At 37.6% G+C, this 16,039-nt stretch carries 10 protein-coding genes; 7 read left to right on the forward strand and 3 right to left on the reverse strand.

Going from position 1 to position 16,039, the window contains the following annotated elements; all coding sequences use genetic code 11:
• Positions 1-471: 471 nt before the first annotated feature.
• Positions 472-2,772: an ATP-dependent helicase gene (locus DU508_RS15065; RefSeq protein WP_115403917.1), complete on the reverse strand. Its 2,301-nt coding sequence runs from the start codon at positions 2,770-2,772 to the stop codon at positions 472-474.
• A gap of 361 nt (positions 2,773-3,133) precedes the next feature.
• The gene (locus DU508_RS15070) at positions 3,134-4,258 is read right to left on the reverse strand and encodes a CofH family radical SAM protein (protein ID WP_115403637.1); all 1,125 of its coding nucleotides are present in this window, start codon (positions 4,256-4,258) and stop codon (positions 3,134-3,136) included.
• Positions 4,259-4,410: 152 nt separating this feature from the next.
• Between DU508_RS15070 and DU508_RS15075 the strand changes: the two genes are divergently transcribed.
• The 6 genes from DU508_RS15075 to DU508_RS15100 all read left to right on the forward strand — a co-directional run bounded on the left by DU508_RS15075 (position 4,411) and on the right by DU508_RS15100 (position 13,355).
• Entirely contained in the window at positions 4,411-5,655 is a 1,245-nt protein-coding gene (locus DU508_RS15075) for a M16 family metallopeptidase (RefSeq protein ID WP_115403638.1), read from the forward strand.
• Positions 5,648-6,919, forward strand: coding sequence for a M16 family metallopeptidase (locus DU508_RS15080; RefSeq protein WP_115403639.1), 1,272 nt, complete (start codon positions 5,648-5,650; stop codon positions 6,917-6,919). Before DU508_RS15075 ends, DU508_RS15080 begins: the two co-directional genes overlap by 8 nt.
• 348 nt (positions 6,920-7,267) lie before the next feature.
• Entirely contained in the window at positions 7,268-8,737 is a 1,470-nt protein-coding gene (guaB, locus tag DU508_RS15085; protein ID WP_115403640.1) for an IMP dehydrogenase, read from the forward strand.
• 621 nt (positions 8,738-9,358) lie between these two features.
• Positions 9,359-11,938, forward strand: coding sequence for a TonB-dependent receptor (locus tag DU508_RS15090; protein ID WP_115403641.1), 2,580 nt, complete (start codon positions 9,359-9,361; stop codon positions 11,936-11,938).
• Between the two features lie 289 nt (positions 11,939-12,227).
• Positions 12,228-12,821 carry an LOG family protein gene (locus DU508_RS15095; RefSeq protein WP_115403642.1) on the forward strand — a complete coding sequence of 198 codons (594 nt, stop codon included), beginning with the start codon at positions 12,228-12,230 and terminating at the stop codon, positions 12,819-12,821.
• A 69-nt stretch (positions 12,822-12,890) separates the two neighbouring features.
• On the forward strand, positions 12,891-13,355 hold the full coding sequence (locus tag DU508_RS15100) for a MaoC family dehydratase (RefSeq protein WP_115403643.1): 465 nt from the start codon (positions 12,891-12,893) through the stop codon (positions 13,353-13,355).
• 23 nt (positions 13,356-13,378) lie between these two features.
• Here DU508_RS15100 and DU508_RS15105 read toward each other — a convergent pair whose 3' ends face one another.
• Positions 13,379-13,822 (reverse strand): DUF2721 domain-containing protein, encoded by a 444-nt coding sequence (locus DU508_RS15105; protein WP_115403644.1) that lies wholly within the window; start codon positions 13,820-13,822, stop codon positions 13,379-13,381.
• A 509-nt stretch (positions 13,823-14,331) separates the two neighbouring features.
• Here DU508_RS15105 and DU508_RS15110 point away from each other — a divergent pair.
• The gene (locus DU508_RS15110) at positions 14,332-15,960 is read left to right on the forward strand and encodes an acyl-CoA carboxylase subunit beta (RefSeq protein WP_115403645.1); all 1,629 of its coding nucleotides are present in this window, start codon (positions 14,332-14,334) and stop codon (positions 15,958-15,960) included.
• Positions 15,961-16,039: the final 79 nt, after the last annotated feature.

Genomic DNA, 16,039 nt, shown 5'->3' on the forward strand with positions numbered 1-16,039 from the left:
GCCGCGGAAACACAGATCAGCACGGAATCAAGTTCAATATTTTCCTTGCGTTCCGTGTTTCCGTGGCAAATAATATTTACGCTCTACCTTATCAAAGGTTCAAACCACAAACCTTTGTTTCCCTCTCTTCAAGGAGAGGGACAGCACAAAAGAACCTAAACCATGAACTTTGACAGGGAGAGGTTTTTTTAACAAGATTGCCACGGAAACACAGATTAACACGGAATAAAGTTCAATATTTTCCGTGCGTTCCGTGTTTCCGTGGCAAATAATATCTGCGTCTTTACTTACCAAAGGTTCAAACCACAAACTTTGTTTTTGAAGCAGTGATTCATGCCCACATAAACCATTTGTTTAGTTTCGTGAGGACACGAACCGAGGTGCAAACCAGGAAACCTTAAAGTTTTGGCGCAAAAAAAGAAGTCAAGTTTTTAAAAACTTGACTTCTTTAAATATTTAAAATCTTTATTATTACTTCCTTACAATCATCAATTTCGCAAATTTTAACAGCAGTTGCTTGTTCCCCAATCCCTGGAAAAACACAGTTGCTTTAACATCTGGCAAACTTCCCTCCAAACTGATAATCTTTCCGAAGCCAAATTTTTCATGTTCTACTTCCATACCGTTTTGAAATTCATGAGGTTGAGATGGAGTAAATCCTGGTGTTGGAACGTGAGCTTTTGCCAGTAATGAAGTTGTTTTTGGTCGGGCCGATGGGGCAGAAGCAGTGCTTGCAGGTTTTGGTTTGCTAAAGAAATCGCGGGGTTGCGAAGTCCATGTTTTACGTTCATCGTCAAAATTGCCTTCAAAAACATTGCTTTTAGCAGGCTTTACATCCAGTTCTAAATACCTGGGGTTAATTTCGTTAATGAAACGGCTTGGTTCGCAATTGGTTAACGTTCCCCAGCGGTAACGCGATGTAGCATAAGTTAGCGTCAGTTTGATTTCAGCCCTTGTAATGGCTACATAAAACAAGCGGCGTTCTTCTTCTAAGTCGGTTCTGTTAGTGAGCGACATTTGCGATGGGAAAAGATTCTCTTCCAAACCAACAATAAATACATTTTTAAATTCCAGGCCTTTAGCAGAGTGAATCGTCATTAACGAAACTGTATCCTTGTTTTTGTCGCCATCTTTATCATCATTGGTTAAAAGCGCAACATCCTGCATAAAAATATCCAAACCTTTTTCTTCAATATCTTCCCGCTCGGCAAACTCTTTTATACCATTTAATAACTCTTGTATGTTCTCATAACGACTTCGTCCTTCAACACTATCATCGGTATAAAGTTCTTTTAAAATACCTGCGTGTTGTGCAATAAACAAAGCAGAATCATAAGCATCAAGTTTTTTAGCCTCAGCCTGAAAACTTTGAACCATTGTAGCAAAATCATTCAATTGGTTCGCTAAACGCCCATCAACATACATGTGCGCATTGGAAATCACATCCCACATCGTTACATTATGCTGATCAGCTGCCACGATAATTTTATCTACAGAAGTATCGCCAATACCACGCTTAGGATAGTTGATTACACGTTTTATTGCCTCTTCATCTTTTGGGTTAAAAGTCAACCTGAAATAAGCAATTAAATCCTTAATCTCCTTCCGTTGATAAAAAGATGTTCCGCCGTAGATTTTATAAGGAATATTCAGCTTTCGTAATCCTTCCTCCATAGCCCTGCTCTGGGCATTGGTACGATATAAAATTGCAAAATCATGGTACTGGTAACCTTTCAAACTTCTTTCCTGAATAATCGATTCAGCAACCAGTTTTCCCTCTTCATTATCCGTAAAGGCACGGGAAACTTTAATTCTGTCACCTTCAACATTCTCCGAAAATACATTCTTTTCCAGTTGATTTTTGTTGTTTGCGATAATGCTGCTCGCCGCATCAACAATATTTTGGGTAGAGCGATAATTTTGTTCTAACTTATACACTTTCAGGTCAGGGTAATCGCGTTCGAAATTCAGAATGTTCTGAATATTTGCTCCACGGAAAGCATAGATACTTTGTGCATCATCACCCACCACACAGATATTCTGATAAGCAGCGGCCAGTTTTTTTACAATGGTATATTGCGAAAAGTTGGTATCCTGATACTCATCTACCATTAAATACCTGAATTTTTGCTGGTATTTGTTTAAAACATCAGGATGCTCTTTCAGTAAAATATTTGTTTTGAAAAGCAAATCGTCAAAATCCATGGCGCCAGCTCTGAAACAGCGTTTAGCATAAGTTTCGTAAATCTGGCCAAGCAAAGGGCGTTTATTTTGAATGTCCTCAGCCTGAATCTGATCGTTTGCCTGGTATTCGCCCCAGGAAATCAGGTTGTTTTTTGCAGAAGAAATCCTGTTGTAAACGAAGTTGGGAGCGTACAATTTGTCATCCAGCTGCATCTCTTTCAAAATGGCTCTGATCACACTTTTACTGTCATCCGTATCGTAAATGGTAAAATTATTCGGATAACCAATTTTCTCCGCTTCAACCCGTAATATTTTCGCAAAAACAGAGTGGAAAGTACCCATCCAAATGTTTTTTGCCTCGGCACCAACCACTTTGCTAATACGCTCACGCATATCCTTACTGGCCTTATTGGTAAAGGTTAAAACCAAAATGTTAAAAGGATCTGTGCCAGTTTGAATCAGGTGCGCCACACGATAAGTAATTACACGTGTTTTGCCCGAACCAGCACCCGCAACAATCATTACCGGTCCTTTTGTATTCTCTACTGCTGCTCTCTGTTGTGGGTTTAATCCTTCTAAATAGTCCAAATCGGCTCCTGTTTTTTTGAGGTTCAAAAATAACAATTCAAAAGTTTTTTATTGAATTTGTGGAGAAATAGAAAGCAAAATCTTTTGAAAAGCCAAACCTGCATAGCATAGCAGCGTTAGTCCTTTTCTTTGCTCATACGCCTGCAGGCATTCTTCTCGGGACCGGTATCCGCTTCGCCAAGGTTTAGATAAGTTAAGCATTTGCTGCTATTGAAGGTTTAAAACCCAAAGCCACAAGGTAAATTTATTTCAGTCTCTTCCATGCATTTAGATCCTGAAACAAGTTCAGGGTTGATGACTGTCATGCTTAGCTCTAAAAAAACTCAACATTAAATGCGAGGTTTTCTATATCTTGTTGAACCTAGTAAGTAATAACCTGTTCTTCTAAATGCTCTGGTAATTCCCGGTAGTTATACTTCTGTCCGCGTAATTGAGGTTCAAAACCAGCATCTTTAATGGATTGCTGAATTCCCTTAGCAGTAAAACGATGCGGAGCTCCTGCTGCTGAAACCACGTTTTCTTCTATCATGATTGATCCGAAATCGTTGGCACCTGCATGTAAGCACAATTGAGCTGTAGTTTTACCAACGGTTAACCAACTTGCCTGTATATTTTTAATATTTGGCAACATGATTCGGCTTAAAGCAATCATTCTGATGTATTCATCGGCAGTTACGTTATTGCTAATGCCACGCAACCTCTTTAATAATGTTCCGTCATCCTGAAAAGGCCAGGGAATAAATGCCAGGAATCCATTTGCATCAGCAGGTTTTTCGCTTTGCACCTGGCGAATCCAAACCAAATGTTCAAAACGTTCTTCAATGGTTTCAACATGACCAAACATCATCGTTGCCGAGGTAGTGATATCCAATTGATGGCAAGCTCTCATCACATCAAGCCATTCCTGACCGCCACATTTGCCTTTCGATATTAAACGGCGAACACGATCATTTAAAATCTCAGCACCTGCACCAGGAAGTGAGTCCATACCAGCTTCTTTTAATGTTTTTAAAACTTCTGTATGGGTAATGCCTTCCAATTTGGCAACATGGGCAATTTCCGGAGGGCCTAAAGCATGAAGTTTTAAATCAGGGTACAGTTCTTTTAATTTTTTGAAAAGATCAGCGTAAAAAGCTAAACCTAAATCCGGATGATGACCTCCCTGTAATAGTAATTGGTCGCCTCCTAAACGGAAAGTTTCTTCAATTTTAACTTTATAAGTTTCAATATCAGTAATATAGCTTTCATCATGGCCAGGCCTGCGAAAGAAATTGCAGAATTTACAGTTTGCAATGCAAACATTTGTAGTGTTTACATTACGATCTATTTGCCAGGTAACTTTACCACTCGGAACCTGAATTTTTCTTAACTCATTTGCCACAAACATCAACGATGCGGTATCAGCATGGTGATACAAATGCACACCTTCTTCAAGGCTTAAAAAATCAAAATGCAATGCCCGTTGCAATAAATCGGCTGTATTCATAGTACAAAGATAGTTAAAAGGGTGGGAAGGTTAGAGGGATAAGGTTTAAGGTTTGTCAAAAAAATGCTTCAAAATATTAAAAGTTTAGAATCATTGAAATCATCCTCATCTGTGAAATCATTTTTAATATCTTTACGGTTCTAAAAAATAATATGGTAGATTTTAATCGTTTTACGCTTGCTAACGGATTAAAGGTGTTGGTACACGAAGATCCAACAACTCCAATGGCAGTTTTAAATATTTTATATGATGTGGGCGCTCGTGATGAGAATCCAGACAAAACTGGTTTTGCACACTTATTTGAACATTTAATGTTCGGTGGCTCGGTCAATATTCCAAGTTACGATGAACCGTTGCAACGTGTTGGTGGCGAAAATAATGCCTTTACCAGTAATGACATTACTAATTATTACATCACCTTGCCGGCAGAAAATATCGAAACGGCATTCTGGTTAGAGAGTGACAGGATGTTAAGCCTGGCTTTTTCCGAAAAAAGTCTGGATACGCAACGAAATGTAGTTTGCGAAGAATTTAAACAGCGCTACTTAAATCAACCTTATGGTGATGTTTGGTTAAAACTAAGACCGTTAGCTTATAAAAAGCATTCCTATCGTTGGGCAACCATTGGGAAAGAACTTTCACATATCGAAAATGCCACCATGGAAGATGTGAAAGCATTTTTTAAAAAACACTATACACCACAAAATGCGATTTTGGTTGTAGGTGGAAATGTAAAAACAGAAGAGGTAAAAAAGCTTGCAGAGAAATGGTTTGAACCCATCCCTGCTGGCGAAAAATATGAAAGAAATTTAATTCAGGAGGATCCTCAAACCGGCGAAAGAAAAGAAACAGTTACTGCGAACGTTCCGCTGAACGCCATTTACATTGCTTTTAAAATGCCAGGTCGATTAGATCCTGATTATTACGCTTTTGATTTACTTTCAGATATCTTATCCCGCGGACAATCTTCGCGATTATATAACAGCTTATTAAAAGAGCAAAAATTATTCAGCGATATTAATGCTTACATTTCCAGCAGTCTTGATCCGGGCTTATTTATCGTAGAAGGGAAATTGGTAGAAGGCGTTGCCATTGAAGAAGCAGAAAAAGCCATTTGGGAGGAGTTAAATAAACTTAAAGCAGAATTAGTGTCCGAAAATGAGCTGACCAAAGTTAAAAACAAAGTAGAATCTGTTCTGGTATTTTCAGAAATGAGTTTACTTGATAAAGCGATGAACCTGGCTTATTATGAGTTACTTTGCGATGCCACACTTTTAAATCAGGAAGCACAAGAATTCTTAAAAGTAACAGCAGCAGATATTAAAAGAATATCCAATGAAACATTTAACCGGAAATCATCATCAACATTATATTATTTAACAGAAGAACATGCTTAACAGACAACAAGCGCCTGATTTTAAGCAGGTATCAACAATAAACTTTATACATCCACAGCAAAAGAATTTAAGTAACGATGTTCCTGTATATATCATTTATTCAGGAGAGCAGGATTTAGTCAGGATTGAGTTTTTGTTTAACAACGTAAATTGGAATGTTGAAAAACCGTTACAGGCTATTGCTGTAAATGCAATGCTTAATAATGGTACAAGTAAATTTTCGTCAAAGGAAATTGCTGAACAGATTGATTTTTATGGGGCATTTTTTCAAACGGAATATGCTCAGGATCAATCATCAGTTACGCTTTATACCTTGAATAAACATTTAGCATCGGTATTGCCAATAGTAAAAAATGTTTTAAGCGATAGTCAGTTTCCTCAGCATGAACTGGATATTTATGTTCAAAATCAAAAGCAAAAATTGCAGGTCAATTTGCAAAAGAACGATATTCTTTCCCGTAAAGAGTTTGCTCATGCTTTATTTGAAGATACCGCCTATGGCGTGGATATTCAATCGAGACATTACGACGAGTTGCGTAGGGAAGATCTTGTTGATTACTTTAAAGCGGCATACGCCTCAAATAATTGTACAATAGTTGTTTCCGGCAAATTTGATGAAAATAGTTTCGAGCTACTTAATAATCAATTTGGCAGCAACTGGGAAAAAAGTAATGCGGTACCTAATGAGTTTAGCTTTAGTAAAGCTAAAAAACAATCTATTTATAAAGAAAGACCAGAAGCCATACAATCTGCCATTAGGATTGGCAAAATAGCCGTAAACCGTAAACATGAAGATTTTCCTGGCTTCCAGATTTTAAACACGGTATTGGGTGGTTATTTTGGCTCACGTTTAATGAATAACATCAGAGAAGATAAAGGATACACTTATGGCATTGGTTCAGGAATTTCCTCCTTGCAAGATGCGGGCTATCTTTTTATAGCCACAGAAGTAGGTGCGGAGGTTTGTGCTGATGCTATAGTTGAAATTTATAAAGAAATTGATTTACTAAAAACAACGCTGATAGGTGATGAAGAGTTAACGCTGGTTAAAAACTACATGCTTGGTTCAATGCTGGGAAGTTTGGAAAACGTTTTTTCTCATGCAGATAAGTTTAAGAACATTCACTTTTTTGGCCTTGATTACAGTTATTACGATAACTATATTCAGAAAGTTAAAAGTATTACTGCTGAAGAAATAAAAGAACTTGCCAATAAGTATTTAATTATCGAAGATTTTACTGAGGTAGTGGTAGGGAAGAGGTAGATTAGTTAACAGTTTGCAATTCTCAGTGATCAGATTGGTTTACAAAAGGCGCATAAATTTAATTTTTGCGCCTTTTGAGTTAACGATATTGACAAAAATACGTTTAAACTATTGGCTTGATATTGAAAGACGAATTTGCTGTACTATACTTGTCTAAAGATAAAATATTAAAATAGGCATTCTATTGAGTTGTAGCGATACAATAGTAAGGGAGCATTTATATGGATAATATAAAAAATCTGATTTGTCAAAACAGCTTAATATTTATCCATTTTGCGCTTTTTGCTTTTATTTTCATGGTTTATTCGTATCTTTGCCTGGCAAATAATAAATCCTAATTTATTTGCTATGCAACTCGATTCCACAAAATTTATTGCCACAGGTTTAACTTACGATGACGTACTTTTAGTACCGGCATATTCTGAAATTTTACCTCGTGAAGTAAATACAACCACTTTTTTAACTAAAAAAATTAAGCTTAATGTTCCATTGATTTCTGCAGCAATGGATACAGTAACAGAGGCCGAGCTTGCCATTGCCATTGCACAAAATGGAGGCATTGGTATGTTACATAAAAACATGACGATTGACAGACAAGCCGAAGAGGTTCGTAAAGTTAAACGTTCGGAAAGCGGAATGATTCAGGATCCGGTTACACTTTTAGAAACCGCTGTTGTTGCCGATGCTTTCAAAATTATGAAGGAACATAAAATTGGTGGTATTCCGGTGGTGACCAGTGATAATAAATTAGTGGGCATCATTACCAATCGTGACTTGCGTTTCCAGAAAAATATGCAACGCCCCATTGCTGAAGTAATGACTAAGGATAATTTAATTATTGCTCCTGAAGGTACAACTTTGGTTCAGGCAGAAGAAATTCTTCAAAACCATAAAATCGAGAAATTGCCAGTAGTAAGTAAAGATGGATATTTAAGTGGTTTAATTACATTTAAAGATATTTCTAAAGTTAAAAATTACCCGGCAGCCTGTAAAGATGAACGTGGCCGTTTACGCGTAGGTGCTGCAGTAGGTGTAACTGCAGATACCATTCAACGTGTTGATGCCCTGGTTAAAGCCGGAGTTGATGTGATTACAATTGATACTGCCCACGGGCATTCAAAAGGAGTAGTTGATAAATTGAAAGAGGTTAAAGCTAAATATCCTGACCTACAAGTTATTGTTGGTAACATTGCAACTGGAGCTGCGGCTAAATTCTTGGCAGATGCCGGTGCCGATGCGGTTAAAGTAGGGATTGGTCCAGGTTCAATTTGTACAACCAGAATTATCGCTGGTGTCGGTGTTCCTCAATTGTATGCTGTTTATGAGTGTGCCAAAGCCCTGAAAGGTACAGGCGTTCCGGTTATTGCCGATGGTGGTATTAAACATACTGGTGATATCGCAAAAGCAATTGCATCAGGTGCAAGCACGGTAATGGCAGGTTCGTTGTTTGCAGGTGTAGAAGAATCACCAGGTGAAACCATCATTTATGAAGGTCGTAAATTCAAATCTTACCGTGGAATGGGATCTATTGAAGCAATGGAACAAGGGTCTAAAGATCGTTATTTCCAGGATGTAGAGGATGATATTAAAAAACTAGTTCCTGAAGGAATTGTTGGTCGCGTGCCTTTCAAAGGCACATTGGCAGAAGTAATGTATCAATATATAGGTGGTTTGCGTGCCAGCATGGGTTATTGTGGTGCAGGAAGCATTGAAGCTTTACAGGAAGCTCAATTTGTGCAAATCACAGCTGCTGGTATGCGTGAAAGTCATCCACATGATATTACGATCACTAAAGAAGCGCCAAATTATACAAGATAGTCTGAAGTTCGAAAAATCGGAAGATTTATAACTCTAATTTGGAGATAAATACAGCGGGGCATCGGTAACGATAGCCTCGTTTTTTTGTGCAGATTCCCGCCGAATGTCATTAGGTTAAGAAAAAAACAAATAATAATTGTCATTCTGAACGCAGTGAACACCGCGAAGCAGCTACGAAGTAAATCCCTAACCCATGGGCATTGTACCTGGTTTACTGCTGAATTGTTTTTGTAAGGGAGTAGTGCTGTTTATTAATTTTTGTGTTGCATCGGCTGCGGATTCTTCACTGCGTTCAGAATGATTGCTATTGGCTTAACTTAATGACATTGGATTCCCGCTGCGCGGAAAGACGAGTAGGGTTAAAATAACGAGTAAGGTTAAATTTATTTGCCAAATAATTAGCAAGTCAATCGCCAATAAAATAAATTTAACAAAATAAAATTTGGCGATTGCTTTTTTTTAATATATTTGTCGACTAAATCTATAGATTTAATATAATTAACCATGAAACGAACTAATCAAAACTTAAAAAAATGCTGTTGTTGCCGTTTATACGCTCAAACCAAACGATTCCGAACGGAGCAATAATTAACAAAATCTAAACCAAACATATTTATAATCATGAAACAAAGTTTACTAATCTTATTCTCTTTAATATTTTCAGCCAGTTTCGTATTCGCTCAAAATACGGTAACTGGTGTAGTGAAAGGTGCCAATAATGCTACTATACCTGGCGCAACCGTAACAGTAAGAGGAACTAATACAGCAGTAGTTACTGATGCTAACGGCGCTTTTACCATTAATGCAAAACAACAACCACCATTTTATATCCGAATCAGTTATGTTGGGTATAAACCTCAGGATTTCCAGATTTTAAAACTTCAGGATACACCTATCGAATTGATTTTGGTTGAGGATACACAACTTGATGAAATCGTGGTGACCTCGAGAAGACGCTCGGAAGTGTTACAGGATGTACCTATTCCGATTACGGTTATCGGTGGGCAAACAGCAGAAAATGCAGGAGCATTTAATGTTAATCGTTTAAAAGAATTGGTCCCATCGGTACAGTTATATGCATCAAATGCCAGAAATACTACGCTTAACATTAGGGGGTTGGGTTCAACATTCGGTTTAACTAACGATGGAATCGATCCTGGAGTGGGCTTTTATGTGGATGGAGTTTACCATGCCCGTCCTGCTGCAACATCTACAGATTTTCTTGATATTGAACAAATAGAAGTTATTCGTGGTCCTCAAGGCACCTTGTTTGGTAAAAACACTACAGCAGGTGCATTTAACATTACCACAACCAAACCCACTCTAAACCCCACAGCGAAAGTGGAATTGAGTGTTGGGAATTATAATTTCATCCAGGCAAAAACATCAGTTTCTGGAAGTGTGGCAAAAAATCTTGCGGCTAAAATATCAATCTCCGGTACTCAAAGAGATGGTACAATTTGGAATACCAAAGAAGAACGCAGATACAGCGGGCAAAATAACCTTGGTTTTAAAGGCCAGTTATATTATACACCATCAGATAGATTACAGGTGTTGCTAAGTGGCGATGTGAGTATCCAGCATCCTGCAGGCTATCCATTGGTAATTGCGGGTGTAACCCCAACAGAAAGAAGTGCTTATCGGCAATATGCAAGAATCGTTTCGGATTTGGGTTATCCGCAGCCAAAAATAGATCCTTTTTCCAGAGAAATAAACAGCAATACACCCTGGAGACACAACCAATCTATTGGCGGTATTTCCTTAAACGTGGATTATAAAATTGGCGGTGGAACGCTTACTTCTACCACTGCCTGGAGATTCTGGAATTGGGATCCTACAAATGACAGGGATTTCTCTGAAATATCTGCCCTTACAAAATCTCAGGGTAACACACATCATGATCAATATTCACAGGAAATTAGATATGCCGGAAATATAACAGATAAATTAAGTGGTGTAATAGGTGTTTTTGCCCTTAGCCAGGATTTAAAAGGATTAGGTCAAACTGAAGAAGTAGGCAAAGACCAATGGAGATTTGTGCAGACTGGTAATACAGGTAGCCAGGCTTTATACTCAACACCTGGTTTGTTAGATGGCTTCGGCATCAAAACCAATTCAACAATTAAATCATTAAGTACGGCAATTTTTGCACAGGTTGACTGGGAATTTTTAGAACACCTTCATATTTTACCTGGTTTGAGATTTACTTATGATAAAAAAGATGTTGATTACGACAGAGCAACCTATGGAGGTTTGCAAACTACAGATGCAACTTTATTAAGTCTTAAAGCAGCTGTTTATAGTAATCAGCGATTCAATACCAGTACAGAAAACAATAATTTATCAGGTAACGTTACTTTGTCATACCGTCCCAATCCTAAATTAAATGTCTACGGAACTTTCTCAACTGCTTATAAACCAGTAGGTGTTAATGTTGGTGGTTTACCAACAACATCTACAGGAGAAGCCGATTTGTCTTTAGCGGTAGTAAAACCCGAATATGTAGAACATTATGAATTAGGTGTTAAAACAAAGCCGATTAAAGGTGCGATATTAAATTTATCAGTTTTTAATACAGATATTAAAGATTACCAAACCAATGTTCAGTCTCCGCAATTGGGTGTAAACAGAGGGTATCTTGCCAATGCAGAAAAAGTTAATGTAAAGGGATTAGAGGTTGATGCGACATATCAACTGGAAAGATTTTTATCTTTAAACGCTGCGGTAGCTTATCTTGATGGTAAATATGTAACTTTTACGAATGCTCCTTTGCCACTTGAAGAAACAGGACATACAGAAATTATTAATGGCACAGCTACACAGATTGCATTTAAAGATGCTTCAGGTGGCAGATTACCAGGAATATCAAAGTGGAATATTTCCGGAGGCACAGAATTGAGTACATCAGGAAGTTTAGCTACCAAACCTGGCCGGTACTTCGTTGCTGGCGATGTGAGTTATCGTTCAGAATATTCTTCAAATGCAACACCTTCGAGTGTTTTAAACGTTCAGGGTTATTCATTATTGAATGCGAGGTTAGGATTTAAATCAGAAAAATTCTCAGTTTTTGTTTGGAGCAGAAATATTGCAAACAAAAATTACTATGAGCAATTGCAGGCTGCTGCTGGTAATTCAGGATTATATGCTGGTGTACTTGGTGATCCAAGAACTTACGGAGCCACTTTCCGTTTTAATTTCTAATATTTTTTCTCTCTTATATTTGGTTAGAAGGGGTAGTGTAATGCTACTCCTTTTTTTTGTTTTGTAGTCTGCTGTAAAGGGATTCGCCTGCGATATGCAATTCCCCGCTTTTAGAGGTGTGCTGCAGGACGGGTGTTTTTACTACGTTTCGCTTGATTATAAAAAGGGACATTAAATTAAGTTCCGTAATTGCTTTCTAAATCATAAAAATAAACCTGTAACAGCTTTGTGCAGAATTAAAATTTATAGAAAGACGATAAAATCTTAACTTCGGTAAATTTTAATCTAAATGAATAAGCTTAATTCCGTTTGTGTTTATTGCGGATCAAACTTTAATGGCGATGTGCAGTTACGCAGTGCAATCAAACAATTGGCAGAAACCCTTGTAAAGCAGCATATCAGATTGGTTTATGGCGGTGGGAGTGTTGGTGTAATGGGTGTTATAGCTGACGATGTTTTGCAATCAGGCGGTTTGGTAACAGGAGTTATTCCTCAGTTTTTGATGGATAAGGAAGTCGGGCATAAAGGTGTTACTGAAATGATCATTACTGAAAACATGCATCAGCGGAAACAAAAAATGGCAGATCTTAGCGATGGTTTCATCATTTTACCCGGAGGTTTTGGCACTCTTGAAGAATTTTTTGAGGTGCTTACCTGGTTGCAACTTGGCCTACACAATAAACCAATCGGCGTACTAAATGTTAATGGTTTTTACGATCCGTTATTTGCTCAAATGGAAATGATGGTACAAAGTAAATTTCTAAAACCAGCTAATCGCGATTTAGTTTTCAACGAATCTGATGCTGAAGTTTTAATCAATAAAATGGATGAATTTTCAGCAGTGCCAGATGAAGTTTGGTTCAGAGAACGAAATTTAACTTAGTTGGCCATTTTGCCAATTTACGAACCAGCAATTTAACAATATTACAATATAATAAATTAAAAATTTCCAATGCAAATCATTACTTCACACGCAGAATTTGAACAATATCTGGGCAAAGAATTAGGTGTTTCTTCCTGGCATACCATCACTCAGGAACAAATAAATAAATTTGCCGATGCTACTTTAGATCATCAATGGATTCATGTAGATGAAGAAAGAGCGCAAAATGAAGGACCTTTTAAAGCAACAATTGCCCATGGATATTTAACACTATCTTTAATTCCTTATTTATGGAAAGAGATCGTTGATATCCAAAACCTGAAAATGGAAATTAATTATGGTATCGAAAATTTAAGATTTGCACAGGCAGTTACCGTAAACAGCAAAATCAGATTAAGAGCAAAGTTATCATCAATTGTAAATCTTCGTGGAGTTACCAAAGTACACATGAGTATTGAAATGGAAATTGAAGATCAAAAGAAACCGGCTTTTAATGGAGAAGTAGTTTTCTTATATCACTTTATAACAGCTTAATATTTCTGCCCCAGCTTATAAATTTAATCCTTTTTGAATTTCTTTTTGATAAATCCGGTTAGCGATGCATCATCCAAATCTTCTAAAGTGCTTAACTCCAGCTCAAGCGCTTTAGTGCTGATTTGAATTTCTATTAACGAAATAATTAATGAAATCATAAAGAATATTAAACTCAGAGCGAAGAGGATCTCTGCAACCGTATTCCATTCTAAATAAATGAAAAACATGCAAAATAAACAGCTGGCAAAGCTTAAAACTCCAAACGCCTGCATGTTTTTGATTAATTTTAACCGGTACCTTAAATTCTGAATCTGGTTTTGCAGACCAATATTTTTCTCTCCCTCTTCGTACTTTGCTTTTAAACTCCTCACTAAGGCTGCGAGTGCTAAAAAACGATTGGTATAAGCCAGCATGATTAAGCTGATGGCAGGGAATAATAATGCGGGGATATTTACGGTTAACTCCATTTGCTGAGATTTATCCAAAACTAATCATTAACCGCAGCGTGCGCAAGATTTTTCGCAAAGGGCAATAAGTTGGGCGCTTAGTTTTTAGCCGCAGATTCGCAGATTTGTTTTAAAGGCAGTTTTTTACAACAATGCACGCTGAGTTTTACACAGAGTTTGGCGCTTAGTTTTTAGCCACAGATTCGCAGATTTGTTTTAAAGGCAGTTTTTTACCACAATGCACGCTGAGTTTTACACAGAGTTTGGGCGTTTAGTTTTTAGCCGCAGATTCGCAAATTTGTTTTAAAGGCAGTTTTTTATCACAACGCACGCTGAGTTTTTACACAGAGAAAAACCGAGTTGAGATTTTTAGCTATGTTTTTATCTGAGTTTCATTGTGTACGTTGCTGTTTAATAAACTTCTTTTCTTTGCGATTTTTCCTTTGCATTCTTTGCGGTTAAAAAACTTGCTATACCAGAAACCGAATTGGTCGCAATATTTTTTGTAAAATAAAATTTAAATTGCCATCATGAATATTGAATTCAATAAAAACGAGGATGTGAATAAACAATTGGTTTACGAACTAAAAACCAGATTGAAAAAAATCTATCAGGGTGGTGGTGAAAAAAATGCGGCCAAACAGAAAGAAAAAGGTAAGTTACTGGCTCGTGAACGTATTAAATACCTCATTGATAAAGGGTCAAATTTTTTAGAAGTCGGTGCTTTTACTGCTGATGGGATGTATGCAGAACAGGGCGGTTGCCCTTCCGCAGGAGTAGTTTGTGGCATAGGTTATGTAAGCGGCAGGCAATGCATGATTGTAGCTAACGATGCTACGGTAAAAGCTGGTGCATGGTTCCCCATGACGGCAAAGAAAAATTTACGGGCGCAGGAAATTGCCATGGAAAATCGTTTGCCGGTTATTTATCTGGTGGATAGCGCAGGTGTTTATTTGCCGATGCAGGATGAGATTTTTCCTGATAAAGAACATTTTGGCAGAATGTTCCGTAACAATGCAATCATGTCCTCCGAAGGAATTGTACAGATTTCGGCTATTATGGGGGCATGTGTGGCAGGAGGTGCTTATTTGCCCATTATGAGTGATGAAGCAATGATTGTTGATAAAACGGGTTCGGTGTTTTTAGCGGGATCTTATTTAGTTAAATCGGCCATTGGTGAAGAAGTAGATAATGAAACTTTAGGCGGTGCGACAACACACTGCGAAATTTCGGGTGTAACTGATTACAAACATCCAAATGATGAGGCCTGTTTGGATAGTATTCGTAAGATCATGAGCATGTTAGGTGCTCCTCAAAATGCCGGATTTGATAGAATTAAACCGGCAATGCCAAAAGAAAATGAAGAAGAATTGTATGGATTGTTGCCCGAGAATCGTGATAAGCCATACGAAATAATGGATATCATCAATCGATTGGTTGACCATTCTGAATTTGAAGAGTATAAAAAAGGTTACGGACAAAGCATTGTTTGCGGTTTAGGTCGAATTGACGGTTGGGCTGTTGGCATTGTGGCTAATCAACGTAAAATAGTAAAATCGAAAAAAGGAGAAATGCAGTTCGGTGGTGTGATTTATTCAGACAGTGCTGATAAAGCAACACGTTTTATCATGAATTGTAATCAGAAAAAAATTCCATTGGTTTTTCTGCAGGATGTAACAGGTTTTATGGTAGGGAGTCGTTCAGAACACGGCGGCATCATTAAAGATGGCGCTAAAATGGTTAATGCGGTAGCCAATTCAGTAGTTCCTAAGTTTACCATTGTTATCGGGAATTCATACGGTGCAGGTAATTATGCCATGTGCGGCAAAGCTTACGATCCACGTTTAATTTACGCCTGGCCAACAGCTAAAATTGCGGTAATGGGAGGCGCTCAAGCCGCGAAAACTTTACTTCAAATTCAGGAGGCATCATTAAAAGCTAAGGGAGAAGTGATCACACCAGAAAAAGAAGCCGAACTTTTGAAAGAAATTACGGATAAGTATGATCGTCAGACTACACCATATTATGCGGCATCGAGGCTTTGGATAGATGGAATTATTGATCCTTTAGAAACCAGAAAAGTGATTTCTATGGGAATCGAAGCTGCTAATCAATCACCTATCACGAAGAAATTTAATGTTGGAGTTTTACAAACATAAAATTTACTACCTAAAACAGCTTAGAACAAGTAAGGTCTTAAATGAATTCAGGTATTTTAGGTGGCAAAAAACAATTATA

The organism is Pedobacter chinensis (assembly GCF_003339865.1).
GTDB classification, from domain to species: Bacteria; Bacteroidota; Bacteroidia; order Sphingobacteriales; family Sphingobacteriaceae; genus Pedobacter; species Pedobacter chinensis.